Origin of the sequence: Burkholderia anthina, from assembly GCF_001547525.1 — a bacterium.
In the GTDB taxonomy this organism is placed as follows: Bacteria; Pseudomonadota; Gammaproteobacteria; order Burkholderiales; family Burkholderiaceae; genus Burkholderia; species Burkholderia semiarida.
In genome coordinates this window covers 1,838,756-1,862,205 of the sequence record NZ_CM003768.1, presented here as the reverse complement: position 1 = coordinate 1,862,205, position 23,450 = coordinate 1,838,756, and the positions used below count along the sequence as shown (strand labels likewise).

The 23,450-nt window shown below is 66.8% G+C and carries 21 protein-coding genes and 1 tRNA gene; 10 read left to right on the top strand and 12 right to left on the bottom strand.

All coding sequences use genetic code 11. The annotated features are described in order from the left end of the window. Nucleotides 1–40: 40 nt before the first annotated feature. From WS64_RS08555 to ompR, 4 genes are all read right to left on the bottom strand, one after another. Nucleotides 41–568 carry a carboxymuconolactone decarboxylase family protein gene (locus tag WS64_RS08555; RefSeq protein ID WP_006478562.1) on the bottom strand — a complete coding sequence of 176 codons (528 nt, stop codon included), beginning with the start codon at nucleotides 566–568 and terminating at the stop codon, nucleotides 41–43. A 76-nt stretch (nucleotides 569–644) separates the two neighbouring features. Continuing rightward, the gene (locus WS64_RS08550) at nucleotides 645–1,193 is read right to left on the bottom strand and encodes a peroxiredoxin (RefSeq protein ID WP_034207560.1); all 549 of its coding nucleotides are present in this window, start codon (nucleotides 1,191–1,193) and stop codon (nucleotides 645–647) included. A 189-nt stretch (nucleotides 1,194–1,382) separates the two neighbouring features. Next, nucleotides 1,383–2,744, bottom strand: a complete 1,362-nt coding sequence (locus tag WS64_RS08545) for an ATP-binding protein (protein ID WP_059585168.1) — start codon at nucleotides 2,742–2,744, stop codon at nucleotides 1,383–1,385. 40 nt (nucleotides 2,745–2,784) lie between these two features. Beyond that, on the bottom strand, nucleotides 2,785–3,519 hold the full coding sequence (gene ompR, locus WS64_RS08540; RefSeq protein ID WP_006478565.1) for an osmolarity response regulator transcription factor OmpR: 735 nt from the start codon (nucleotides 3,517–3,519) through the stop codon (nucleotides 2,785–2,787). Between the two features lie 258 nt (nucleotides 3,520–3,777). Here ompR and WS64_RS08535 point away from each other — a divergent pair, with 258 nt between their 5' ends. From WS64_RS08535 to WS64_RS08525, 3 genes are all read left to right on the top strand, one after another. Next, entirely contained in the window at nucleotides 3,778–4,056 is a 279-nt protein-coding gene (locus WS64_RS08535) for a hypothetical protein (RefSeq protein WP_059585169.1), read from the top strand. Nucleotides 4,057–4,190: 134 nt separating this feature from the next. Beyond that, nucleotides 4,191–5,690, top strand: a complete 1,500-nt coding sequence (locus WS64_RS08530; RefSeq protein ID WP_060966924.1) for a DUF1800 domain-containing protein — start codon at nucleotides 4,191–4,193, stop codon at nucleotides 5,688–5,690. Between the two features lie 67 nt (nucleotides 5,691–5,757). Next, the gene (locus tag WS64_RS08525) at nucleotides 5,758–6,975 is read left to right on the top strand and encodes a DUF1501 domain-containing protein (RefSeq protein WP_060966242.1); all 1,218 of its coding nucleotides are present in this window, start codon (nucleotides 5,758–5,760) and stop codon (nucleotides 6,973–6,975) included. 10 nt (nucleotides 6,976–6,985) lie between these two features. On the opposite strand, the gene hpnD is transcribed toward WS64_RS08525, so the two are convergent. Beyond that, the gene (gene hpnD, locus WS64_RS08520) at nucleotides 6,986–7,819 is read right to left on the bottom strand and encodes a presqualene diphosphate synthase HpnD (RefSeq protein ID WP_060966241.1); all 834 of its coding nucleotides are present in this window, start codon (nucleotides 7,817–7,819) and stop codon (nucleotides 6,986–6,988) included. A gap of 235 nt (nucleotides 7,820–8,054) precedes the next feature. Here hpnD and WS64_RS08515 point away from each other — a divergent pair. Beyond that, nucleotides 8,055–8,141: transfer RNA gene (locus tag WS64_RS08515), tRNA-Leu, on the top strand. Between the two features lie 148 nt (nucleotides 8,142–8,289). Here the strand turns inward: WS64_RS08515 and WS64_RS34230 are convergent. The 5 genes from WS64_RS34230 to WS64_RS08490 form a co-directional block, all read right to left on the bottom strand. Next, entirely contained in the window at nucleotides 8,290–8,658 is a 369-nt protein-coding gene (locus WS64_RS34230; RefSeq protein ID WP_155720407.1) for a hypothetical protein, read from the bottom strand. 50 nt (nucleotides 8,659–8,708) lie between these two features. Continuing rightward, the gene (locus WS64_RS08505; protein WP_059585171.1) at nucleotides 8,709–8,939 is read right to left on the bottom strand and encodes a hypothetical protein; all 231 of its coding nucleotides are present in this window, start codon (nucleotides 8,937–8,939) and stop codon (nucleotides 8,709–8,711) included. A 112-nt stretch (nucleotides 8,940–9,051) separates the two neighbouring features. After that, nucleotides 9,052–10,161: a class II histone deacetylase gene (locus tag WS64_RS08500; RefSeq protein WP_060966239.1), complete on the bottom strand. Its 1,110-nt coding sequence runs from the start codon at nucleotides 10,159–10,161 to the stop codon at nucleotides 9,052–9,054. 14 nt (nucleotides 10,162–10,175) lie between these two features. Continuing rightward, on the bottom strand, nucleotides 10,176–11,384 hold the full coding sequence (locus WS64_RS08495) for an MFS transporter (protein WP_060966238.1): 1,209 nt from the start codon (nucleotides 11,382–11,384) through the stop codon (nucleotides 10,176–10,178). Between the two features lie 21 nt (nucleotides 11,385–11,405). After that, nucleotides 11,406–12,452 carry a porin gene (locus WS64_RS08490; protein ID WP_060966237.1) on the bottom strand — a complete coding sequence of 349 codons (1,047 nt, stop codon included), beginning with the start codon at nucleotides 12,450–12,452 and terminating at the stop codon, nucleotides 11,406–11,408. 302 nt (nucleotides 12,453–12,754) lie between these two features. On the opposite strand from WS64_RS08490, the gene WS64_RS08485 reads away from it, so the two are divergent. Together WS64_RS08485 and WS64_RS08480 are read left to right on the top strand one after the other, a co-directional pair. After that, nucleotides 12,755–13,909, top strand: coding sequence for a helix-turn-helix transcriptional regulator (locus WS64_RS08485; protein WP_060316608.1), 1,155 nt, complete (start codon nucleotides 12,755–12,757; stop codon nucleotides 13,907–13,909). Nucleotides 13,910–14,018: 109 nt separating this feature from the next. After that, a complete protein-coding gene (locus WS64_RS08480; RefSeq protein WP_060966236.1) occupies nucleotides 14,019–15,017 on the top strand; it encodes a 2-dehydropantoate 2-reductase in 999 nt (332 codons plus the stop codon). Between the two features lie 183 nt (nucleotides 15,018–15,200). On the opposite strand, the gene WS64_RS08475 is transcribed toward WS64_RS08480, so the two are convergent. Both WS64_RS08475 and WS64_RS08470 read right to left on the bottom strand, forming a co-directional pair. Then, entirely contained in the window at nucleotides 15,201–15,650 is a 450-nt protein-coding gene (locus tag WS64_RS08475; protein WP_060966235.1) for a MarR family winged helix-turn-helix transcriptional regulator, read from the bottom strand. A gap of 62 nt (nucleotides 15,651–15,712) precedes the next feature. Continuing rightward, complete coding sequence (locus WS64_RS08470; protein WP_060966234.1) at nucleotides 15,713–16,858, bottom strand: glycerate kinase; 1,146 nt, start codon at nucleotides 16,856–16,858, stop codon at nucleotides 15,713–15,715. 382 nt (nucleotides 16,859–17,240) lie between these two features. Here WS64_RS08470 and tig point away from each other — a divergent pair, with 382 nt between their 5' ends. The 4 genes from tig (at nucleotide 17,241) to lon (ending at nucleotide 23,438) form a co-directional block, all read left to right on the top strand. Beyond that, nucleotides 17,241–18,587 (top strand): trigger factor, encoded by a 1,347-nt coding sequence (gene tig, locus WS64_RS08465; protein WP_059585179.1) that lies wholly within the window; start codon nucleotides 17,241–17,243, stop codon nucleotides 18,585–18,587. 140 nt (nucleotides 18,588–18,727) lie between these two features. Next, nucleotides 18,728–19,381, top strand: coding sequence for an ATP-dependent Clp endopeptidase proteolytic subunit ClpP (clpP, locus tag WS64_RS08460; protein ID WP_006496351.1), 654 nt, complete (start codon nucleotides 18,728–18,730; stop codon nucleotides 19,379–19,381). 164 nt (nucleotides 19,382–19,545) lie between these two features. Next, complete coding sequence (gene clpX, locus WS64_RS08455) at nucleotides 19,546–20,817, top strand: ATP-dependent Clp protease ATP-binding subunit ClpX (RefSeq protein ID WP_006489345.1); 1,272 nt, start codon at nucleotides 19,546–19,548, stop codon at nucleotides 20,815–20,817. Between the two features lie 197 nt (nucleotides 20,818–21,014). Further along, the gene (gene lon / locus WS64_RS08450) at nucleotides 21,015–23,438 is read left to right on the top strand and encodes an endopeptidase La (RefSeq protein WP_059585180.1); all 2,424 of its coding nucleotides are present in this window, start codon (nucleotides 21,015–21,017) and stop codon (nucleotides 23,436–23,438) included. Nucleotides 23,439–23,450 lie beyond the last annotated feature (12 nt).

The window sequence follows — 23,450 nt, the reverse complement described above, 5'->3', positions numbered from 1 at the left end:
GGCGCCGCGTATGGCGAGCGCCGCGCAACCGCTCATTCGCTCATTCGCCTTCGGCGGCGATCACCTGCGCGGCGGCGTTGATCACCGACGCGATGCGGCCGACGTCGCGCAGTTGCGTGACGGTCATCCCTTGCTCGTTCTTCAGCAGCGCATAGTGCGACTTCACGCAGAAGTGGCACTTGCCGACGATCGACGCGGCAAGCGCGTACATCTCGAACTTGCGCTTGTCGACGCCGCCGTGCGTAGCATACGCGCCCATCCGCAATTCGGCGCGCTGCGTCTTCAGGTCGGCGTCGTCGGCCATCTCGACATACGGATACCACGTGTTGTTCATCCCCATCAGCGCGGCCGCCGTCAGCACGGCGTTCGTCTCTTCGGGCGACAGCACGCCGGCTTCGCGGATCGTCTTCACGAGCACCGTGCTCTTCGCCGCGATGGCCGCGGCCAGCGCCACGCCGACCGCGTCGGTGCCTTCGAGCGACGAGCGCGAGATCGTGCCGTCGAGGTTCAGGCGAATGTCCTTCGCGTAGTCGGGGATACGCGCCTTAATCGAGTCGATGAATTCCATTGATATCTCCTATGGGTTGGCCGTTAAAAAAGCCCGCAGGCAGGACGTGCGCCGCGGGCTTCGTGCATCGATGCGCTTACAGCGTTGCGCCGCCGACTGCACGGTTGCACGGGCACAGTTCGTCCGTTTGCAGGCCGTCCAGAATACGCAGGACTTCTTCCGGGCTGCGGCCGACGTTCAGGTTGTTCACCGAAACGTGCTGGATCGTGTTGTCCGGATCGACGATGAACGTCGCGCGCAGGGCCACGCCGGCTTCCTTGTCGCGCACGCCGAGCTGGTCGATCAGTTCGCCCTTGACGTCGCCGAACGAGTAGTGGTTCAGCTTGTCGAGATCCTTGTGCTCACGGCGCCATGCGAGCTTGACGAATTCGTTGTCCGAGCTGCCGCCGAGCAGGACGGCGTCGCGCTCTTCGAACTGCTTCGTGAGCTTCGCGAATTCGACGATTTCCGTCGGGCACACGAACGTGAAATCCTTCGGATAGAAGTAGATGATCTTCCACTTGCCCGGGAACGACGCTTCGGTGATCGTCTCGAACGCCGACTGGCCGTTTTCCTCATGATTGTTGAAGCCCGGCTTCGCGGCTACGACGGTGAATGCTTCGAGTTTATCGCCCACGGTTTTCATGCGGATACTCCTGTGTGAGTTGGGAAGAAGACTGAGTCAAGCTACCTCGGTGCTGCAACGATGATGTGACAGCATGCCGAAGACTATAACACTATTAATAAGACACTTCAATAGATTTTGACTAACGACCCTCATAGCTTTTATCAACCGGGTCGATAGTGTGACGCGCAAGATGCGTGCGCGAGCGTGTCACGCGGTCGCACGCGCCTTGCCGGCGCCCGGGAACTCGAGCGTGACTTCCAGGCCCGCTTCGGGGTGGCGGTTGCGCAGGCGCAGCGCGCCGCGATAACGGCTGACGAGCCGCAGCACGATCGCCATCCCGAGGCCCGTGCCGTCCGCCTTGGTGCGCGCGGTGTCGACGCGGTAGAACGGCCGCATCACGAGCGGCAGTTGATCCTCGGGGATGCCGGGGCCTTCGTCGCTCACCGCCAGTTCGACACGCGCATGCGACACGCGCGTCTCGAGCGTGATGCGCGAGATGCCGTCCTGCTTGCTCTGGCCGTACTTGCGCGCGTTCTCGACGAGGTTGCCGATCACGCGGCGCATGTCGGTCTCGTCGGCTTCGATGATCGCGCTCGGCGCGAGCCGCGTGCGGATCTCGACGCCGTCCTCGCCCGACACGCGCGCGGCGACTTCGTGCGCGATCGACGACAGGTCGACCGGTTCGGGCTTGCGCTGCGACGGGCGTGCGTAGTCGATGAAGGCCGCGATGATGCGGTCCATCTGCTCGATGTCGTCGACCATCGCATCCTTCGTCGCCTGGTCGGACGGGCTCATCTCGGTTTCGAGCCGCAGCCGCGCGAGCGGCGTGCGCAGGTCGTGCGAGATGCCCGCGAGCATCAGCGCGCGATCGGCCTCGAGCTGTTCGAGGTCGCGCACCATCTGGTTGAAGCTGCGGTTGGTTTCGGCCGCGACGCCCATCCCGCGCTCGGGCAGCGGCTCGGGCGCCTGGCCCGAACCGACCTGGCGCGCGGCGAGCGCGAGCCGCGAGAACGGCCGGTTCACGAGGCTCGTGATGAACGCGGAGCCGAACAGCGACAGCGCGAGCGCGAACAGCCCCCAGCCGGCCCACTGCAGGCCCGTGACGTTGTCGAGCTGATCGCGGTCGAGCGCGACCCAGTAATCGTCGTCGTCGATCTTGAAGCTGATCCATACGCCGGGAATGTCGTTGACCGACTGCGCGATCACGGTATCGTCGCCGAGGCGGCTGCGGATGTCGTGCTCGATCAGGCGGTTCAGCGATTCGTCGGGCTGCAGCTTGAACTTGTCGGTTTTCTCGCGCGGGTACACGCGCACGCCCTCGTTGCTCTCGAGATCCTGCAGCAGCGCGCGCCGCAAGTCGGGATCGGAATAGAGCAGGGCGGTGCGCGTGAGCTTCACGACCGCGACGAGCTGGAGCGCGACGCGCTGCGCACGCGGCTCGCGCTCGATCACGCGAAAACTCTGGAACCACGCGGCGAGACTGACCGAGATCAGCAGCGCGATCAGCAGGAAGGTGCGCCAGAACAGCCCGCCGAACGCGAGCTGCAGAAGGCGCCGGTCGATACGCATGGGACGGGCCGTGGGCGGGGCGAAACCGGGAAGGAAAAACTCAGGCGGCGCCGTCCGGGATGAACACGTAGCCGAGGCCCCAGACGGTCTGGATGAAGCGCGGGCTGCCCGGATCCGGTTCGATCAGCTTGCGCAGGCGCGAGATCTGCACGTCGAGGCTGCGGTCGAACACTTCGTATTCGCGGCCGCGCGCAAGCTCCATCAGCTTTTCACGCGACAGCGGCTGGCGCGGATGACGCGCGAAGACTTTCAGCACCGAGAATTCGCCGGTGGTCAGCGGAATTTCCTGGCCGGACTTCGTCAGCGTGCGCGTGGCGAGGTTCAGCGAGAATTCGCCGAACTCGAACACCTCGGTGGTTTCCGACGGCGCGCCCGGCAGTTCGGCCGGCGCCTGGCGGCGCAGCACCGCATGAATGCGCGCGACCAGCTCGCGCGGGTTGAACGGCTTCGGCAGGTAATCGTCGGCGCCCATCTCGAGGCCGACGATGCGATCGACGTCTTCGCCCTTCGCGGTGAGCATGATGATCGGCGTGCGGTCGTTGCTGCCGCGCAGGCGGCGGCAGATCGACAGGCCGTCTTCGCCGGGCAGCATCAGGTCGAGCACGAGCAGGTCGAAACGCTCGCGTACCCAGAGCTTGTTCATCGCGGTCGCGTTTTCCGCGACGTAGACGTTGAAACCCTGCTCGCCGAGGTAGCGGCGCAGCAGATCGCGCAGGCGAGGGTCGTCGTCGACGACGAGAATCTTGGAGGGGTTTTTCGTTTCCATGATCGGCATCTTATCGCGAATGGGAATTGGCGCACGGCCGCGTATTTTCGTGCGTTACAGTCGGTTACAAAATTTACCCGTAGTGTCGCGCCGAGTAAAGGCAGGCTATATAGATTCCTTTACTCGAAGCCGAAATTCGGTAGATACTCCCCTGCACTCCATCTTTCATCTTTGCACACCCGAATTCCGCAGGGTTTTTCAAGTACCAGAGGTAGCCGGTTGCCGCGTGACGAAGGGAACAAATCGACCAAAGAAGCGAGGACGGTCATGCGATCTGCCCGGATTGCACTGATGCTGACGATCGCGCTTGCCGGTCCGTATGCGTCGAACTTCGCGTATGCGCAGCGCCCCGAGCAGGGCGCACCGTCGCGCAAGCTGCCGCGCGGCAAAGCGTCGCAACCCGATCGCGCCGCCGACATGACGGCCCGTTCCGCCGTGCCTCCCGATCTCGAACAGCGCCGCCGCGACGGACACATGACGCCCGAAGAGCGGCACCTGTTGCGCCAGCACATCGAAGACGCCGTTCGCGAGCTGTACAAGCGCTGATGCGTGCCGTCGTTTTTCGTGCGCGGAAATGCCCGCGCGGAAAGAATTCGTAGCACTTTTTCCGTCAACTTTCGGCTGCCGAATGCCGTTGTACGGGCATCCGCACCGCCGGTGCGTTCCGGGAGTCCATGACGATGAAAGCGAACGCTGCCGCACCGGCGCCGTCGCCTGCCATGCAGTCGCCGCTCGATGCCGACGACGCGCTGTTTTTTCTCGGCCGCACCGGTTTCTCTCCCGCACCCGCCGAGGTCGCGCGCATCGTCGGCATGACGCGTGCGCAGGTCGTGGCCGACACGCTCGGCAATGCGCGACGCGAGCCCGTCACGACGTGGCCCGACTGGCTCGCCGAGCCGCCGCCGACGCGCGCGCAGCGCCAGGCGCTCACGCCCGACATGCGGCGCGACGAGCAGCGCGAGCGCAATCGCCGCTACGATGCGTTGCGGGCGGCCTGGATCAACGAGATGGTCGCGACGCCGTCGCCGCTCACCGAGCGCATGACGCTGTTCTGGCACGGGCACTTCACGTCCGGGCAGGACAAGGTGCCTTACCCGCAGACGATGGCCGCGCAGAACGCGCTGTTTCGCCGCGAGGCGCTCGGCAATTTCGGCACGCTGCTGCACGCGGTCGCGAAGGATCCGGCGATGCTGCAGTATCTCGACGGCGCGAGCAATCGCAAGGGGCGGCCGAATGAGAATTTCGCGCGCGAGGTGATGGAGCTGTTCACGCTCGGCGAAGGGCACTACACGCAACACGACGTGACCGAAGCCGCGCGCGCGATGACGGGCTGGACGGTCGATCCCGACACGCTGCGCTTCGCGGTGCGGCCCGACTGGCACGATGCCGGCGACAAGACGATCCTCGGCGAAACCGGGCCGTTCGACGGCGACGGCTTTCTCGACATCCTGCTGAAGCGGCCGGACACCGCGCGCTTCATCGCCGGCAAGCTGTGGCGCGAGTTCGTGTCCGATACGCCGGAGCCGGGTGCGCTCGATGCGGTGGCCGACCGGTTTCGCGCGAGCGGCTACGACGTTCGCGCGGCGCTCGCCGCGCTGTGGTCAACCGACGCGTTCTGGGATCCGCGCAACCGCGGCGTGCTCGTCAAGTCGCCGGCGGAATTCGTCGTCGGCTCGGTGCGGCTGTTCGACGTCGCGTACGGCGATCCGCAGATGCTCGCGAACACCGTGCGCACGCTCGGGCAGAACCTGTTCTATCCGCCGAACGTGAAGGGTTGGCCGGGCGGCGCGCTGTGGATCAACAGCACCACGCTGCTGTCGCGCAAGCAGTTCGTCGAGCAACTGTTCCGCGCGACCGAGACGGCCGGCATGCGGCCGCCGGCCCGTGCGGTCCCGACGCCGCCGAACGCGCGGGCACAGGCCATGCCGGTGGCCGACGCGGCGTCGGCCGGTATGCGCGGCACGCCCGCGAAGCCGGCGCGCGGCGGCCTGCGGTTCGATCTCGAGCGCTGGCTGGCCCAGTATCGTGCGCGGCCGCAGGCGATCGCGGGATTGTCGACCGAGCTGCAGTTGCAGCATGCGGTGCTGCAACTCTCGCCGGTCGCCGCGATCGACACGGATTCGACCGGCGGCGCGTATCTCGAGGCGCTGCTGATGGATCCGGCCTATCAACTGAAATGATGCGAACGATGACGAAGCGGGCAGCCGCCGCGGCCAAGGCGCCGGGCGGAGAACCGAAGGATGTGCGATGAACCGACGTGATTTTCTGACGCTGACCGGTGCCGCCGCCGCCGGCGTGTCGATGTGGCAGGCGCCCGCGACGGCGGCTGGCGCGACGCCGGCCGAGCGAAAGCCGGCGGCCGGGTATGCGAACGTGCTGATTCTCGTCGAGCTCAAGGGCGGCAACGACGGCCTCAACACGGTCGTGCCGTACGCGGATCCGCTGTACTACCAGTGCCGACGCAGCATCGGCATCAAGCGCGACCAGGTGCTGCAGCTCGACGCGCGGACGGGGCTGCATCCGTCGCTCGCGCCGCTGATGCCGCTGTGGCGCGACGGTCAGGTCGCGGTCGTGCAGGGCGTCGGCTATCCGCAGCCGAACCTGTCGCATTTCCGCTCGATCGAGATCTGGGACACCGCGTCGCGCTCGGATCAGTACCTGCACGAAGGCTGGCTCACGCGCACGTTCGCGCAGGCGCCCGTGCCGCCCGGTTTCGCGGCGGACGGCGTCGTGCTCGGCAGCGCCGAGATGGGGCCGTTGTCGAACGGCGCGCGCGCGATCGCACTCGTCAATCCCGCGCAGTTCATCCGTGCGGCCCGGCTCGCCGAGCCGTCGTCGCTGCGCGAGCAGAACCCGGCGCTCGCGCACATCATCGACGTCGAGAACGACATCGTGAAAGCGGCCGACCGGCTGCGCCCGCGCGGCGGGATGCGTGAATTCAGGACGACCTTTCCGGCCGGCGCATTCGGCACGTCGGTGAAGACCGCGATGCAGGTGCTGGCCGCGTGCGAAGCGTCGGGGCCCGGCGTGCAGGACGGTGTCGCGGTGCTGCGCCTGACGCTCAACGGCTTCGACACGCACCAGAACCAGCCGGCGCAGCACGCCGCGCTGCTCAAGCAGTTCGCGGAAGGGATGAGCGCGATGCGCGCCGCGTTGATCGAACTCGGGCGCTGGAACGAGACGCTCGTGATGACGTATGCGGAATTCGGGCGGCGCGTGCGCGAGAACCAGAGCAACGGCACCGATCACGGCACGGCCGCGCCGCACTTCGTGATGGGCGGCCGCGTCGCCGGCGGGCTGTACGGCGCGCCGCCGGCGCTCGGGCGGCTCGACGGCAACGGCAACCTGCCGGTCGCGGTCGATTTCCGCCAGCTTTACGCGACGGTGCTTGGGTCCTGGTGGGGGCTCGATGCGACGCGCGTGCTGCAGCAGCGCTTCGACACGCTGCCGCTGCTGAAGGCGTGAGGCGCGCCGCTCAGCGGCGGCGCGCGGCGCGCCACGCGATCCACAGCTTGCGGATCGGCGTCAGCGCGATGCGCTGGTGCAGCACCTGGTAGCCGTCGCGCGCGATTTCTTCGAGCAGCGCGCCGGCCAGCGCGATCTGCGCGCGCAGCGTGCGTTGCGCGCGGCGTTCGGCGGCGGGGATCGCCGCATCGGCCGCCGCGAGCGCGTCGCGCGCACGGGTCGTCTGGAATTGCAGCAATTCGGTGAAGGCCGGGCTGTAGCGGCGGTTCAGCAGATCGGCCGCGGTCACGTTGTAGCGCTGCAGTTCGTCGATCGGCAGATAGATGCGGCCGTGGCGCGCGTCGTTGCCGAGTTCCTGCACGAATTGCGCGAGCATCAGCGCGCGGCCGACGTCCGCGGCCCACGGTTGCGGTGCGGCCGGATTCGCCGAACTGGCGCGCGCGACCAGCGACGCGAAGGTGCCGCCGACCTGCGCGATATAGCGCTGCAGGTTCGCGAAGTCGAGGTAGCGCGCCTGTTCGAGATCCATCCCGTAACCGTTGACGAGCGTGCGCAACGCATCGGCTTCGGCGGCGATCGCCGGGTGATGCTGCGCGAGCGCCTTCGTGACGGGGTGCGACGGCTGCCCGTCGGCCAGTGCCGCGAGTTCCTTGTGCCACCACGCGAGCTTCGTGTGGCCGACCGTCGGATCGCTGGTTTCCTTGACGGTTTCCTCGAGTTCGCGGCGCAGCGCGAACAGCGCGGTCAGGCGCGGCTGCGTGGCGAGCGGCGCCTGGCGCAGCGCGTAGTAGACGCTGGAGCCTGCGGGGGCGGCCTTTTGCTGACAGTAGTCGTCGAAGTTCACGGGCTGAATCGGGTGGGGCGGGTTCGGGGGACGCGCGGCGGCGCGTTGCCGAAACGTCGAGCGCGGCATTCTAGCACCGCGGCACGACGGGCGCCGGCAGGGCGAGACAAGACCGCAGGGATCGGGTAGAATCTCGCGCTCGCCTGATCGGGCGTGCCGGTTTTCGGGCCGGCGTGAAGTCCCGGGCGCGTGGAGCACGCATCTTGCGTGCCGCGCGGTCAGGCGACGGAAATGCGCGTGAGTGGCGAAATTGGTAGACGCACCAGGTTTAGGTCCTGACGCCCGCAAGGGTGTGCCGGTTCGAGTCCGGCCTCACGCACCAGAAGTCGAACGAGCCCCGTCACGGGCCGTTCGCGAAAAAGCGCTGCCGGTCGGCTGACCGCAGCGCTTTTTTGTTGATGGCCCTCAGCGGCGATGATGCCGCTCGCGCAGGCACGGTAAATCGGCGATGTGTAATATGACGCAACCATTCATGCACGCGGGCTGTTCAACCGGGGACCGTCGATGACCAACACCGTACGCACGATCGGCGTTCTGGCGCTGATGCTCGCGATGCCGGCTGTCGCGGCCACGCCTGCCGACAACGTGGCGTGGAGCACGAGCCCCGGGCCGACCGCCCGGAAGCCGCTTGACTGCCCCACGTCCATTTCCACTTCCACTTCTGCGGGGTGGCGGATCGCAGGCGGCGAGCGTCCTTCCGCGGAGTCCGTGCTGAAATCGGTCGGTACGGTGCTGGCCGTGTCCGCGCTCAGTGTTGTATCGAAGGGCAGGCTGCAACAATCCGGAACCGCATGCCGGCCTGCAAATGGCTCGTAGATGAGCGCTGCGTCGTTCGACAAGCAAGCGCCGCGCGTCGCCCGAGCGCGCCGCTTCGTCGTTTCCGCCACGCCTATTCCCAGAAGCTGCGGATCGCGACGGCCACGATCACCGGCACCGAGAACACCAGCGGAATCGCGAAATACTGTGCTTCGCGATCGACGACCCAGCTATAGATCACCCACGCCGCACCGATCGCGAACGTGATCAGGCCGACCGTCACGGCGGCGATGTTCAAGGCCAGCTTCGACGGCTGGCGGCGCGTTTTGGTGTTGTCGTCGTGATCGCGCGGGGACGATTTCATCGGAAGAGTGCGGCCTCGTGCCGGAACAAGGGTAAAGGCACAGGAAACCCCATCCGCGCGGATCGCGCAAGGGCCGGCGCGGGCCGGCCCTTGCCACGTCCGTTCCCGCCCGTTACAACCCGAACGACGCGGCCAGTTCGTCGAGCAGTTCGCGCTGAAACGCGACGAACCGCTCGCCCGGCTGCTGCGCGATCGCGAGGTCGAGCATCGGATCGGCGACCTCGGTGCGAATGCCGGCCAGTTCCTCGACGATCGCGAGCCCGCAGAACGGCACGTACGCCTCCGAATAGCCGCCTTCGTGAACGATCACGAGCCGCCCGCCGCAATGGCGCTGCGCGGCGTCCTTCACCGCGCGGGTCATGAACCGGTAGCTGTCGGTATGCAGCTGCATGCGCGCGAGCGGATCGACCGCGCTCGCGTCGAGGCCGCTCGCGACGACGATCAGCTCGGGGCGAAAACGGGCGAGCGCCGGCAGCACGATCCGCTCGAACGCATATCGGTAGGCATCGTCGCCGCTGCCCGCGAGCAGCGGCACGTTCAGGTTCGCGCCGATGCCCGCGCCTTCGCCTCGGTCGTCCGCGCCGCTGTAGCCGGGCGGAAAGCAGCGATCCTGGTGCAGCGAGATCGTCAACGTATCCGGATCGTCGTAGTAGATCGACTGCGTGCCGTTGCCGTGATGTACGTCCCAGTCGATCACCGCGACGCGCTCGATGCCGTGCTTCGCGCGCGCGGCCTCGATCGCGATCGGGATGTTCGCGAGCAGGCAGAAGCCCATCGGGCGGTCGCGCAGGCAGTGATGGCCGGGCGGACGCGACAGCGAGAACGCATTCGCCGCGCGCTCGCCGACGACCGCGTCGACCGCCGCGATCGCGAGGCCGGCCGACAGCGCGGCGATCTCGTAGCTGCCCTTGCCGAATGGCGCGAGATCGCCGAGGTCGCCGCCGCTCGCGTCGCTCAGCGCGCGGAACGCGTCGAGATAGTGCGCCGGATGAATGCGCAGCAGGTCGGCTGTCGTCGCGGGCGCCGCGCCGCGCAGGTCGAGCCGGGCGGCCAGCCCCGACGCCTGCACGAGCGACAGGAAGCGGCGCTTCGAATCGGGCGATTCCGCGTAGCCCGCGCTCGACGGCGGCTGGACCCAGCCGCCGACCGGGAGGAACAGCGCGTGCGTGCCGCCGGTGTGCCAGAAAGTGCGTTCGTCGGTGAAGAAGGCAGTGCGATTCATGGGTGCTTGACCTGTCACGGTTGGGAGGAAACGGAGGGGCGCGCGCGGCGATCGATGTGGCGCAGCGCGGCGAACGACACGATCGCGACGGCCGTCGCGGCCGCGAACAGCGCGCGCATCGTGCCGCCGGCGTCGAGCATCAGGCCGGCCAGCAGCGGGCCCGCGGCGAGCCCCGCGCCGATCACGAAGTTGAGCGTCGCGACGAGCCGGCCAGACGTGTCGATCTGCGCGACCGTCGCGAGAATGAACGGCAGCACGAAGGTCCATGCGAACTTGAACCCGAAGATCGCCGCGCTGTAGCTGCCGCCGTGGCGCATCGCGGCGAGCGCGACGAGCGATGCCGCGAGCAGCGCGTAGCCGGCCGCGAGCATCGCGCGCCGCGCGAGCCGGCCGCCCGCGCACGATGCGAGCGCCGCGCCGGCGATGCCCATCACGCTCGCGATCGCGAGCACGTTGCCGGTCGACTGCGGATCGAGCCCGGCCTCGGCCGCCGCGCGGCTCGCGAACGTCCATACGCTGCCGATCGCGAGATAGAACGTCAGCACCGCGCCGATGGCGAGCACCACGAAGCTTCGCGGCGTGTGGGGCACGTCGCCGTGCGCGGTGCGCGCGGATGCCGTCCGCATGCCGAGCGACGACGGAAACCCGCGCGACAGCGGCGCCGCGAGCAGCGCGAGCACCGCGAGCGCGACGTACAGCGCGCGCAGCCCGAACGCGGCGAACACCTGCGGCAGCACGAACAGGCCGATCGCGCCCGCGATCAACTGGCCGACGACCCACAGGCCGTACACGCGGTCGCTGTTTCCGCTCGTCGCGGCGCTCGTCATGCAGAGCACCATCAGCGAGCCGCCGCCGAGCGCGGTGACGGCGCGCAGCGCGAGCAGCGCGGCAAAACCGGGCATCCACAGCGCGGTCAGCAGGTTGCCCGCGCCGAACAGCGCGATGGCGAACGCGGCGACGCGGCGCGCGTCGATCCGGCCGAGCCACAGGTACGAAGGCACGGTCGCGAGGCTGAACGCGCCGAGTTCGACGAAGAAGTAGGTGCCGATCTGCGATGCGGTCAAGCCGAGCTGCGTCGCGAGCTGGCCGGCGACGGCGGGCGCGACGAGCAGCAACAGCGGCGTGATGGCCGCGAACACGACGAGCGCGACGAGGGTCGAGCGTGCGAACGTCGACGCGCGGACGTCGGGCGAGCGGGCGGCATCCGGGGACAGGATTTTCATGGCGGGATCTCGTCGAGGGAATCAGAACAGGTGGTACATGCCGACCATCGCGCCGAACTGCGACGCGCCGGCAAGCGGTGTCGGGTCGTATTCGTAGACGGTCTGCGAGCTTTGGCCGCCGTTGCGCGCATAGCCGAGGTTCACGTAGGCGACGGTGCGTTTGGACAGCGCGTACGTGGTACTCGCGATGAACAGCGTCGGGTGGCCGATCGCCGGCGTGCGCGAATCGGTGTGGTAGACGCCGGCGTTCAGGCCAATCCCGTTCGACATCAGGTAACGCGCACCGCCCCACACGATCGTGCGCGCCGCGTCGAGGTCGCCGGTCAGGCGTTCGACGCCTGCATGGACGGTGAGCGGCAGCGCGGCGAACGCATAGCGTGCGGCGAGCGTGCCGAGTTCGCGACGCCGCGCGGATGCGTCGCCGGCCGCCGATACGTCGCCGTGCGCCTGATGCAGCACCGCGCCGACCGACAGGCCGTTGCTCGTGTACTGGCCGCCGAGCTCGAGCACGCGGCCGGCGCGCGTATTGCCGGCGACGCCGGAGGTCGCGGCGAGCGCCTCGACGTCGAAGCCGGCAAAGGTCGGCGACTGGTATTTGACCGAGTGGTCGATGAAGTTCGCGTTCATCGGCACGAGCACGCCCTGGCCGCTGTACGACCCATACCAGAGCGGGTCGTAGAACAGCGTCTTGTCGAACAGCACGCTGAACTGGCGGCCGAGCGTGACGGTGCCGACCGGCCCCGCGATCCCCACGTATGCGCCGCGAAAGAACGCATAGCCGGGCACGGTCGCGGTGCCATCGTTGAGGTTGAGGCCCTGTTCGAGCTTGAACAGCGCACGCCAGCCGCCGCCGAGATCCTCGTGGCCCTTGATCCCGATCTGCGAAGGCAGGATGCCGTAGTTTTGCAATCGCACGGCCGACTGATGTCCGTCGGCATGCGTCAGGTACTGCACGCCGGCGTCGAGCGCGCCGTACAGCGTGAGGGCGGACTGCGCGTGCGCAACGCCGCCGCATGCGGCGAGCGTCGCGGCGGCCGCGGCCATGCGGATGAAGCGGGGTGTCGTCACGTGGGGTTCTCCATACCGTGCTGCATCGATTTGTCGTTGGTGTTGTCGCGACGCAGTGTCCGTAGCGGGAAAACCTTCGAACAGTCGTCCAGATGAACGGTGCGGAAAACCCGCGGTGCCCCGCATGAACGCCGTGCGATGCCGGCGCGCGCGGTGCTGCATAGCAGCAACCGGCGGTGCACCGTTCAAATGGATGGGGCTGACGAGCGGTCCGGCACCGTGGCCCGCCAAAAAAGCGGCTCGCTATAATCGGCCGGTGTCGTTGCGCACATCAGCAGCCCGACCGGGCAGGGGAGCGGAAAGTGAGGATCACGACGGATATCGGGCAGGACCTCGACGCGCTGCGCGACGTGCCGGCCGCCATCGTGCTCGACGAATTCGCGTGGCCGACGCGGCCGTCCCGGCGCGCCGATTTCGACGGCGTCACGCGTGGCGACGCGCCGCAGCGCGAACTCGGCCTGATGCTGCTCGACCTGTACGCGGTGGCCGCGCAGTCCGCCATCGGCGAATTCGAGTACCGGTTCTTTTCGCTGCTGCAGGCCCTCATTCCGTTCGACGCCGCGTGGACGGGCGTCGCGACCCACGTGCCGACCGGGCCCGTGATGCACAACAGCTTTTTGTACCGGTTGCCGCACGCGTTCTTCACCGACTGGAAGCGTGTGCGCGATTGCGATCCGCTCGCGCACCGCACGCTGCACGGCGCGCACGGTCGCGCGGTACGGCTGACGGTCATCGAGCCGGGGCTCGATGCACGATTTCGCGATTGGTGCGTGAAGTACGGGCTCGCGCAACTGATGTTCGTCTGTACGATCGATCGCCGCTTCGGCCTGACGACGTTCGTGTCGATTTACCGCCAGGGCCTGAATCGGCCGTTCGGCGACAACGACGCACATCGTTTCGAGGAACTCATTCCGCACCTCGCGGCGGCGTTGACGATCAATCGCGCCGCGCAGCTCACGCGCGAACGCGAGCGCGCCGACACGGTCGCCCCGGCCGCGCGAGCGTTGTGCGACAACTTCGGCGTGCTGCACCATGCCGACCCCGGTTTCGACGACGTGCTGCGCGCCGAGTGGCCGGCCTGGGCGGGCCCGCGCGTGCCGGAGGCGCTCGTCGCGCACCTGCGACGCCAGTCGGGCCAGCCGTTCGTCGGCGACGCGCTGCGCATCCAGTGCGTGCCCGTCGCCGGGTTGTTCCAGATCGAGGCACGGCCACGCTCGCTGCTCGACCGGCTCAGCCCGCGCGAACTCGCAGCGATCCGCTATTACGGGGCCGGGCGCTCGCACAAGGAAGTCGCGCAGCAGATGGCGATCTCGCCGACGACCGTGCGCCATTACCTGCGCTGCGCGTACCGCAAGCTCGGCATGCACGACAAGAGCCAGATAGCCGGCGTGCTCGGTGCGACGACGGGCGGTACGGCCGACGACGAGGCGGTGGAAGCCGGCGGCATGCCGCGCTGACGCGCACGCATGACCGGGTGCCGCAGGGAGCGGCCGGCGTTGTCGGAATGGTTGTGCCCGCAACTATTGAGCGTTATGCTCGTCTGCTCTCGGAAGACGGAATCCCATCATGAACGACACGAATTCAGGGTCGGTGCGCGCGGCGGTGGTCGGGGTCGGCGCGATCGGCGGATTGCTCGCGGTTGCGTTGTCCAGAGCCGGCGTGACCGTGAGCGCGTACGCACGCGGCGCGACGCTCGATGCGCTGAATACGCATGGCGTGCGCGTGATCGACGAGGCGGGCGCAACGTCGTCGGTGCCGGTGCGGGCAAGCGACGATGCGGCCGCGCTCGGCGTGCAGGACTACGTGGTGATCGCGCTGAAAGCGCAGGCGCTGCCGGCGCTGGCCGCGCGCATTGCGCCGCTGGTCGGGCCCGACACCGTGATCGTCGCGGCGATGAACGGGTTGCCGTGGTGGTTCACGCACGGGCTCGAAGGAGCGCTCGACGGCGTGCCGCTCGAGGCGGTCGATCCGGCCGGTGCGGTGTCGGCGGCATTGCCGCCCGCGCGGGCGATCGGCTGCGTCGTGCACCTGTCGTCGAGTACCGACGCGCCGGGCGTCGTGCGGCGCGGGCGCGGCAACCGGCTGATCGTCGGCACGCCCGATCCGCGGCTCGACGTGCCCACGGCGCGGTTCGCCGCCGCACTCTCGGCCGGCGGTTTCGACGTCGAGTCGACGCCCGCGATCCGGACCGAGATCTGGACGAAGCTCTGGGGCAACATGAACATGAATCCGCTGAGCGCGCTGACCGGTTCAACGGCCGAGCAGTTGCTGGATGATCCGTTCACGCAGGATCTGGCGCTGCGGATGATGGAGGAGGCGGCCGCGATCGGCGCGAAGCTCGGCCTGTCCACCGGGATGAGCGGTCCCGAGCGGATCGCGGTCACGCGCAAGCTCGGCGCGTTCAAGACGTCGATGCTGCAGGATTTCGAAGCGGGGCGCCCGCTCGAGATCGGGCCGATTCTCGGCGTGTTTCCGGAACTCGGCCGCAAGCTTGGCGTGCCGACCCCGTACTGCGACGCGGTGCTCGGATTGTTGCGTCAGCGCGCGACGAACAGCGGATTGTAGTGCGCGCCCGGCCGGCGCGAATGCGCGGCCGCCGGCAACGCGCGCTTCGCGCGAGATCGCCGCGTGATGCAAAATGGGCCGCGCGGATCGCGTGTGACGCGACCCGCGCGGCCTGTCTGATTCGTCGGATCAATGCGGCCCGCGGCAAGCGGCCGTCCGGCGATGCCGGGGCCGACGCGACGCTCAGTCGTCGTGCTCGGTCGCGTGCGCGACGACCTTGTCGAGCAGCCGCTCGAACGTCTGACGTTCGCTGTCGGACAGGCATGCGAGCAAGCCGTCGTTCCACTTGCGCACGATCGGCATGATCTTGCGATACAGCGCGCGGCCGTCGGCAGTCAGCGCGATCAGCACGATCCGGCCGTCCTCCTCGCTCGCGCCGCGCTCGAGCAGCCCCTGGCGCAGCAGCGCTTCGGCCGCGCGGCTCGCCTGGCTCTTGTCGAGATTGGTGTGACGTGCGAGATCCATGATCGAGAACGGGCCGAACGCGCCGACGGCGGCGATCACGCGCGCCTCGGGCAGCGAAATGTCGAGCTTGTGCCGGTACACCTCGCCGATTCCGCGGTCGGAGTGCTTCGTGAGCACATGGAGGCGATAGGTCAGAAACTGATCGAGCCCGGCTTGACGGCCTTTCATGTCGAATCCTGAAGAAAAAGGGCGGGCCCGATTGTTCCTGTATCGCGCGCTCGGGTCAACGGTCAGTGTGCGCCGTACTTCAGCCGTGTCAACTGTTCTGCTTCGTTCGCGAGCAGATTCGCCGCATCGCGGATCGCGACGTCGAGCGTGATCGGCCCGGGAGCCGGCGAGAAGCAGCCGGAGAAATGCTCGGACAGGCGCGGCAGCGCGGCCGGATCGACCGCGCCCGACAGCAGCGACGCGGGGACGCCGGCGGCCCGCGCGTGCCGGCACGCGATGAACGGCGCCTTGCCGTGCAGCGTCTGCACGTCGGAGCGGCCTTCGCCGGTGATCAGCCAGTCGGCGCCGGCCAGTGCGGCGTCGAGCCCGACCTGGCGCGCGACCACTTCGGCGCCTGCCTCGAAGCGTGCGCCGAGCATGTGCAGCGCGAAACCGAGGCCGCCCGCGGCGCCCGCCCCCGGCAGATCGCGGCCGCGGCGGTCGAGCGCGGCCTCGAGCAGATCGGCGAAGCGGGCGAGGGCGGCATCGAGGGTCGCGACCTGCGTTGCCGTCACGCCCTTTTGCGGACCGAACACCGCGGTGGCGCCATGCGCGCCCGTCAGCGGGTTGTCGACGTCGGACATGCCGATGAATTCGGTTTCCTTCAGCCGCGGATCGAGCCCCGACGCGTCGATGCGCGCGACGTCGGCGAGCCGCGACGGCACCGGCTCGACCGGCTGGCCGCTCGCGTCGAGGCACTGCAGGCCCAGGCCCGCGAGGAGCCCCGCGCCCGCGTCGTTGGTGCTGCTGCCGCCGAGCGCGACGAAGAAGCGGCGCACGCCTTCGTCGAGCAGCAGGCGGATCGCTTCGCCCATCCCGCGCGTGCTGCGCGCATCGACCGGCACGCTCATGCCGACCGGGTCGGTGATGCCGACGATCTCGGCCGTCTCGACGATCGCGGTGCGCACGTCGATCACGCCGACCGCCGCATCGCGCGCCGCGAGCGACGCGCCGGCCACCCGCAGCGTGCGCCGCGTACCGCCGCCCGCCAGCATCGCGTCGAGCGTGCCTTCGCCGCCGTCGGCCATCGGGCAGCAGCGCACGACGGCGTCGGGCCGGGCACGGCGAATGCCGGTGGCGATCGCGTCCGCGACCTGCTCGGCGGAAAGCGAGCCTTTGAACGAATCGGGCGCGATGACGACGACAGGCGCGGACGGGCGGTGCGGCATGGTGTCTCCGAAAGGCGTGATTGGTATGAAGGTCGGGCCACGACGGTGGCCCGCACGTTATCGGAGCTTACAGGATGGCGGGGCTGGGGAGGATACGCCGTTCGGCATAGCGACGATCCGCGTGCAGGGGCGTGCGACGGGCCGCCGACGGGGCTGGGACAACCTGTGTCGCGCCGATCTGGCGGTATGAGGAAAATTGTTTGCTAGAATAGTCGATTCTTCCGGCCAAAGCCGTGCTCCGAGCCGCTTGCGCTAGCCATTCGGCGCGTGCAGGGATGGCGTGGCGCCCCGGCGCGGCGTGTGAGTGTGCGCACCTCGCGCTGCAGGCAGGCACGGCAAGGAAAACCCGATTCGCTCGAATAATTTTAGGACGATTGAAGCCATGGCTAACGTTGTTGAGAACCTCGGCAAGCTTGAACGCCGTGTGACGATTTCTTTGCCGAAAGACACCGTGCAGAAGGAAATCGACGCCCGCATCCAGAAACTCGCGAAGAACGTGCGCATGCCGGGTTTCCGCCCGGGCAAGGTGCCGCTGAAGATGGTCGCGCAACAGTACGCGGGTCAGGTCGAGGCGGAAGTGCTGAGCGACAAGATCGGCCAGGAATTCTTCACGATCAGCCGCGCGGAAAACCTGCGCGTCGCCGGCCAGCCGAGCTTCGAGCCGAAGCAGGAGCAGGCCGAGGACGCATACGCGTTCGACGCGACGTTCGAGGTCTACCCGGAAGTGAAGATCGGCGATCTGGCGACGGCTGAAGTCGAGCGCTCGACCACGACGATCGGCGACGCCGAAATCGACCGCACGCTGGACATCCTGCGCAAGCAGCGCGTGCACTACCACGCACGCGGCGAAGCCGGCGAGCACGGCGACGGCGGCGCGGACACCGCGGCGAAGAACGGCGACCGCGTGACGGTCGACTTCGTCGGCAAGATCGACGACGTCGCGTTCCAGGGCGGCACGGCCGAAGATTTCCCGTTCGTGCTCGGCGAAGGCCGCATGCTGCCGGAATTCGAAACGGCGGCGCTCGGCCTGAAGGTCGGCGAACAGCGTACGTTCGACCTCAAGTTCCCGGACGACTACCACGGCAAGGACGTTGCCGGCAAAACGGCGCAGTTCACGGTCACGATGAAGAAGATCGAATGGCCGCACCTGCCGGAAATCGACGCGGAATTCGCGAAGTCGCTCGGCATCGAAGACGGCGACCTCACGAAGATGCGCGCCGAGATCAAGGAAAACCTCGAGCGCGAAGCGAAGCGCCGCACGCAGTCGATCGTCAAGAACCAGGTGATGGACGCGCTGCTGAAGATTTCCGAACTCGACGTGCCGAAGGCGCTGATCGAGCAGGACCAGCAACGTCTCGTCGAAATGGCTCGCCAGGATCTGGCGCAGCGCGGCGTGCCGAACGCGAAGGATGCACCGATCCCGGCCGAAATGTTCGCCGAGCAGGCCGAGCGCCGCGTGAAGCTGGGCCTCGTGCTGGCCGAGCTGGTGAAGGCGAACGGCCTCGAAGCGAAGCCGGAGCAGATCCGCGCGGAAGTCGACGAGTTCGCGAAGAGCTACGAAGACCCGAAGGAAGTGGTCCGCTGGTATTATTCCAACCAGCAGCGCCTCGCCGAGATGGAAGCGTTCGTCGTTGAAAGCAACGTCGTCGACTTCGTGCTGGGCAAGGCAAAGGTGACGGACAAGGAAGTGAGCTTCGAGGCACTCGCGAGCGCATCGGCGCAAGCGTAACTGTCGCTCTTGCGGCGTGCCGGCTGTCGGAGCGACGGCCCGCACGCCGTTTTTACGTCAAGCGCACGGTTGCCATTAATATGGCGATTGAGCGGGCGGCTTCCTTCCGTTCAATTTTCCAATCGAACAAGGTTCATTGAATGATCACTCGCGCTGAATTGCTGGACATGCTTGCTTCGAACGCGCCGCAGGGTTTCGAGGCCCAAGCGCTGGGGCTGGTGCCGATCGTCGTCGAAACGAGCGGCCGCGGCGAGCGTTCGTACGATATCTATTCGCGTCTCCTGAAGGAGCGCCTGGTGTTCATGGTCGGCGAAGTGAACGACCAGACCGCCAACCTCGTGGTCGCGCAATTGCTGTTCCTCGAGAGCGAGAATCCCGACAAGGACATCAGCCTCTACATCAACAGCCCGGGCGGCTCGGTGTCGGCCGGCATGGCGATCTACGACACGATGCAGTTCATCAAGCCGGACGTGTCGACCCTGTGCATGGGCCTCGCGGCCAGCATGGGCGCGTTCCTGCTCGCGTCGGGTGCGAAGGGCAAGCGCTTCGCGCTGCCGAATTCGCGCGTGATGATTCACCAGCCGCTCGGCGGCGCGCGCGGCCAGGCATCCGACATCGAGATCCAGGCACGCGAGATCCTCTACCTGAAGGAGCGGTTGAACAACCTGCTCGCGCAGCACACGGGCCAGGACGTCGAGCGCATCGCGCGCGACACCGACCGTGATAACTTCATGTCGAGCGAGGACGCGAAGGCGTACGGGCTGATCGATCAGGTGCTGCTGAAGCGCCCGTGAGCTTAAACGGGGTGCCGCCCCGATTCGGGCCGGCGCCCTCAAACGTCCCGAGTGCCCTGAGCATCTGCGGCAAGCGCATCCAGCCGGCTCCGGTCGCGCCCTAGGCGCGGCGTCCGGAGCAATCGGCGTATCATGTCATCTACCTGTCCGGAGGCTCTACATTCATGGCGGACAAAAAAGGTTCGAACAGCGAAAAGCTGTTGTATTGCTCGTTTTGCGGGAAGAGCCAGCATGAGGTGAAAAAACTCATTGCGGGCCCGTCGGTGTTCATCTGCGATGAATGTATCGACCTCTGCAACGAAATCATTCGCGACGAGGCGGCTGCCGCCGGCGTCGAGGCCAGCCTGTCCCGGTCGGATCTGCCGAGCCCGCAGGAAATTCGCGACATCCTCGATCAGTACGTGATCGGCCAGGAGCGCGCGAAGAAAATCCTCGCGGTGGCCGTGTACAACCACTACAAGCGCCTGAAGCACCTCGACAAGAAGGACGACGTCGAGCTGTCGAAGAGCAACATCCTGCTGATCGGCCCGACGGGCTCCGGCAAGACGCTGCTCGCGCAGACGCTCGCGCGGTTGCTCAACGTGCCGTTCGTGATCGCCGACGCGACGACGCTGACCGAAGCCGGCTACGTCGGCGAGGACGTCGAGAACATCATCCAGAAGCTGTTGCAGAATTGCAACTACGAGGTCGACAAGGCCCAGCGCGGGATCGTCTACATCGACGAAATCGACAAGATCAGCCGCAAGTCGGACAACCCGTCCATCACGCGCGACGTGTCGGGCGAGGGCGTCCAGCAGGCGCTGCTGAAGCTCGTCGAGGGCACGATGGCGTCGGTGCCGCCGCAGGGCGGCCGCAAGCACCCGAACCAGGATTTCATCCAGGTCGACACGACCAACATCCTGTTCATCTGCGGCGGCGCGTTCGACGGTCTCGAAAAGGTGATCACCGATCGTACCGAGAAAACCGGCATCGGCTTCGGCGCGACGGTCAAGAGCAAGCAGGAACGCGACGCGGGCGAGGTGCTGCGCGAAACGGAACCGGAAGACCTGATCAAATTCGGTCTGATCCCCGAATTGATCGGCCGCCTGCCGGTGGTCGCGACGCTCGGCAAGCTCGACGAAGCCGCGCTGATGAAGATCCTGGTCGAGCCGAAGAATGCGCTCGTCAAGCAGTATCACAAGCTGTTCGCAATGGAGCGCGTCGAGCTGGAAATCCGGCCGGGCGCGTTGCAGGCAGTCGCCCGCAAGGCGATCCGCCGCAAGACCGGCGCGCGCGGTTTGCGTTCGATCATCGAACAGGCGTTGCTCGACGTGATGTACGAGCTGCCGACGATGAAAGGGGTCAGCAAGGTCATCATCGACGAGAACGTCATCGATGGGGACGGCAAGCCCTTGCTGATCTACGAGGACACGCCGAAGGTGGCGGGTTCGAACTGACCGGCTTGCCGACGATGTTCATCGAAAAAGGCCGTTCATGAGTCCGTGGGCGGCTTTTTTTCGTTTATCTTGTGGGTAACTCTGACTCGACACGCGGTGGTTACTTTCTTACCGAATATTTCCCGCACTTGAAGGCTTGCAATTCGTTGTGGCGGCCTCAATTACCGAACAATTGATTCCACTCATGGGGAAATGAAATGTCAGGCACCCAACTTCTCCCGCCGGAACGCATCACGCTCCCGCTGCTGCCGCTGCGGGATGTCGTCGTTTTCCCGCACATGGTCATTCCGCTCTTCGTGGGCCGGCCGAAATCGATCAAGGCCCTCGAAGCAGCGATGGAAGGCGGCAAGCACATCATGCTCGTCGCCCAGAAAACCGCGGCCAAGGATGAACCGACCGAAAAGGACATGTACGAGGTCGGTTGTATCGCCAACATTCTGCAGATGCTGAAGCTGCCGGACGGCACCGTGAAGGTGCTCGTCGAAGGCCTGCAGCGCGCGAAGGCGTTGTCCATCGAGGAACAGGAGACGCAATTCTCCTGCGACGTGATGCCGCTCGAGCCCGATCACGCCGACAGCGCGGAAACGGAAGCGCTGCGCCGCGCGATCGTGTCGCAGTTCGACCAGTACGTGAAGCTGAACAAGAAGATCCCGCCGGAGATCCTCACGTCGCTGTCGGGTATCGACGAAGCAGGCCGTCTCGCCGACATGATCGCCGAGCGCCTGCCGCTCAAGCTCGACCAGAAGCAGCACATCCTCGAGATGTTCCCGGTCATCGAGCGCCTCGAGCATCTGCTCGCGCAGCTCGAAGCCGAGATCGACATCCTGCAGGTCGAAAAGCGCATCCGTGGGCGCGTGAAGCGCCAGATGGAAAAGAGCCAGCGCGAGTACTACCTGAACGAACAGGTCAAGGCGATCCAGAAGGAGCTGGGCGAGGGCGAGGAGGGCGCCGATCTCGAGGAACTCGAGAAGCGCATCAACGCCGCGCGCATGCCGAAGGAAGCCAAGAAGAAGGCCGACGCCGAGCTGAAGAAGCTGAAGCTGATGTCGCCGATGTCGGCGGAAGCGACCGTCGTGCGCAACTACATCGACACGCTGATCGGCCTGCCGTGGCGCAAGAAGAGCAAGGTCAACAACGACCTGTCGAACGCCGAGCAGGTACTCGACGAGGATCACTTCGGCCTCGAGAAGGTCAAGGAACGGATCCTCGAGTATCTCGCGGTGCAACAGCGCGTGGACAAGGTCAAGGCGCCGATCCTGTGCCTCGTCGGGCCCCCGGGCGTCGGCAAGACCTCGCTCGGCCAGTCGATCGCGCGTGCGACGAACCGCAAGTTCGTCCGGATGGCGCTCGGCGGCGTGCGTGACGAAGCCGAGATCCGCGGCCACCGTCGCACGTACATCGGTTCGATGCCGGGCAAGATCCTGCAAAGCCTCGCGAAGGTCGGCGTGCGCAATCCGCTCTTCCTGCTCGACGAAGTCGACAAGATGGGCATGGATTTCCGCGGCGATCCGTCGTCGGCGCTGCTCGAAGTGCTCGATCCGGAACAGAACCACACGTTCGCCGACCACTACATCGAAGTCGATTTCGATCTGTCGGACGTGATGTTCGTCGCGACGTCGAACTCGCTGAATATCCCGCCGCCGCTGCTCGACCGGATGGAAGTGATCCGTCTGTCGGGCTACACGGAAGACGAGAAGGTCAGCATCGCCCAGCGTTACCTGCTGCCGAAGCAGAAGAAGAACAACGGGCTGAAGGAAGGCGAGGTCGAGGTCACCGAACAGGCGATCCGCGACATCATCCGCTACTACACGCGCGAAGCCGGTGTGCGTTCGCTCGAGCGGGAAGTGTCGAAGATCTGCCGCAAGGTCGTGAAGATGCTGCTGCTGAAGAAGGCATCGGGTGCGATCAAGGTCGATGGCGAGAACCTCGACACGTTCCTCGGCGTGCGCAAGTACGACTTCGGCCTCGCGGCGAAGGAAAACCAGGTCGGTCAGGTGACGGGCCTCGCGTGGACGGAAGTCGGCGGCGACCTGCTGACGATCGAAGCCGCGGTGATGCCGGGCAAGGGCAACGTGATTCGTACGGGCTCGCTCGGCGACGTGATGAAGGAGTCGGTCGAGGCTGCGCGTTCGGTCGTGCGCTCGCGTTCGCGGCGTCTCGGCATCAAGGACGAAGCGTTCGAGAAGCAGGACATCCATATCCACGTGCCGGAAGGCGCGACGCCGAAGGACGGTCCGTCCGCCGGCGGTGCGATGACGACCGCGCTGGTGTCGGTGCTGACGGGTATTCCCGTGCGGGCCGATGTCGCGATGACGGGCGAAATCACGTTGCGTGGCGAAGTGCTGCCGATCGGCGGGCTGAAGGAAAAGCTGCTGGCGGCGCATCGCGGCGGCATCAAGCTCGTGCTGATTCCGGAAGAGAACGTGAAGGATCTCGCGGACATTCCGGACAACGTGAAGAACGCGATCGAGATCGTGCCGGTCCGCTGGATCGACAAGGTGCTGGAGCTTGCGCTCGAGCGTTCGCCGACTCCGCTGCCGCCGGAAGAAGAAGCGAAGGCAGCGGCGCCGGTCGGCGAGGCGGCGAAGGATGCCGGCTCGACGGAAGTCGTCAAGCACTGAGACCCTGACGAC

Excerpts from the sequence above, each read along its gene's own strand:
- WS64_RS08555 (WP_006478562.1), bottom strand. The coding sequence starts at position 568 with ATGGAATTCATCGACTCGATTAAGGCGCGTATCCCCGACTACGCGAAG.
- WS64_RS08550 (WP_034207560.1), bottom strand. The coding sequence starts at position 1,193 with ATGAAAACCGTGGGCGATAAACTCGAAGCATTCACCGTCGTAGCCGCG.
- WS64_RS08545 (WP_059585168.1), bottom strand. The coding sequence starts at position 2,744 with ATGCGTATCGACCGGCGCCTTCTGCAGCTCGCGTTCGGCGGGCTGTTC.
- ompR (WP_006478565.1), bottom strand. The coding sequence starts at position 3,519 with ATGCCGATCATGGAAACGAAAAACCCCTCCAAGATTCTCGTCGTCGAC.
- WS64_RS08535 (WP_059585169.1), top strand. The coding sequence starts at position 3,778 with ATGCGATCTGCCCGGATTGCACTGATGCTGACGATCGCGCTTGCCGGT.
- WS64_RS08530 (WP_060966924.1), top strand. The coding sequence starts at position 4,191 with ATGAAAGCGAACGCTGCCGCACCGGCGCCGTCGCCTGCCATGCAGTCG.
- WS64_RS08525 (WP_060966242.1), top strand. The coding sequence starts at position 5,758 with ATGAACCGACGTGATTTTCTGACGCTGACCGGTGCCGCCGCCGCCGGC.
- WS64_RS08505 (WP_059585171.1), bottom strand. The coding sequence starts at position 8,939 with ATGAAATCGTCCCCGCGCGATCACGACGACAACACCAAAACGCGCCGC.
- WS64_RS08500 (WP_060966239.1), bottom strand. The coding sequence starts at position 10,161 with ATGAATCGCACTGCCTTCTTCACCGACGAACGCACTTTCTGGCACACC.
- WS64_RS08495 (WP_060966238.1), bottom strand. The coding sequence starts at position 11,384 with ATGAAAATCCTGTCCCCGGATGCCGCCCGCTCGCCCGACGTCCGCGCG.
- WS64_RS08480 (WP_060966236.1), top strand. The coding sequence starts at position 14,019 with ATGAACGACACGAATTCAGGGTCGGTGCGCGCGGCGGTGGTCGGGGTC.
- WS64_RS08475 (WP_060966235.1), bottom strand. The coding sequence starts at position 15,650 with ATGAAAGGCCGTCAAGCCGGGCTCGATCAGTTTCTGACCTATCGCCTC.
- WS64_RS08470 (WP_060966234.1), bottom strand. The coding sequence starts at position 16,858 with ATGCCGCACCGCCCGTCCGCGCCTGTCGTCGTCATCGCGCCCGATTCG.
- tig (WP_059585179.1), top strand. The coding sequence starts at position 17,241 with ATGGCTAACGTTGTTGAGAACCTCGGCAAGCTTGAACGCCGTGTGACG.
- clpP (WP_006496351.1), top strand. The coding sequence starts at position 18,728 with ATGATCACTCGCGCTGAATTGCTGGACATGCTTGCTTCGAACGCGCCG.
- clpX (WP_006489345.1), top strand. The coding sequence starts at position 19,546 with ATGGCGGACAAAAAAGGTTCGAACAGCGAAAAGCTGTTGTATTGCTCG.
- lon (WP_059585180.1), top strand. The coding sequence starts at position 21,015 with ATGTCAGGCACCCAACTTCTCCCGCCGGAACGCATCACGCTCCCGCTG.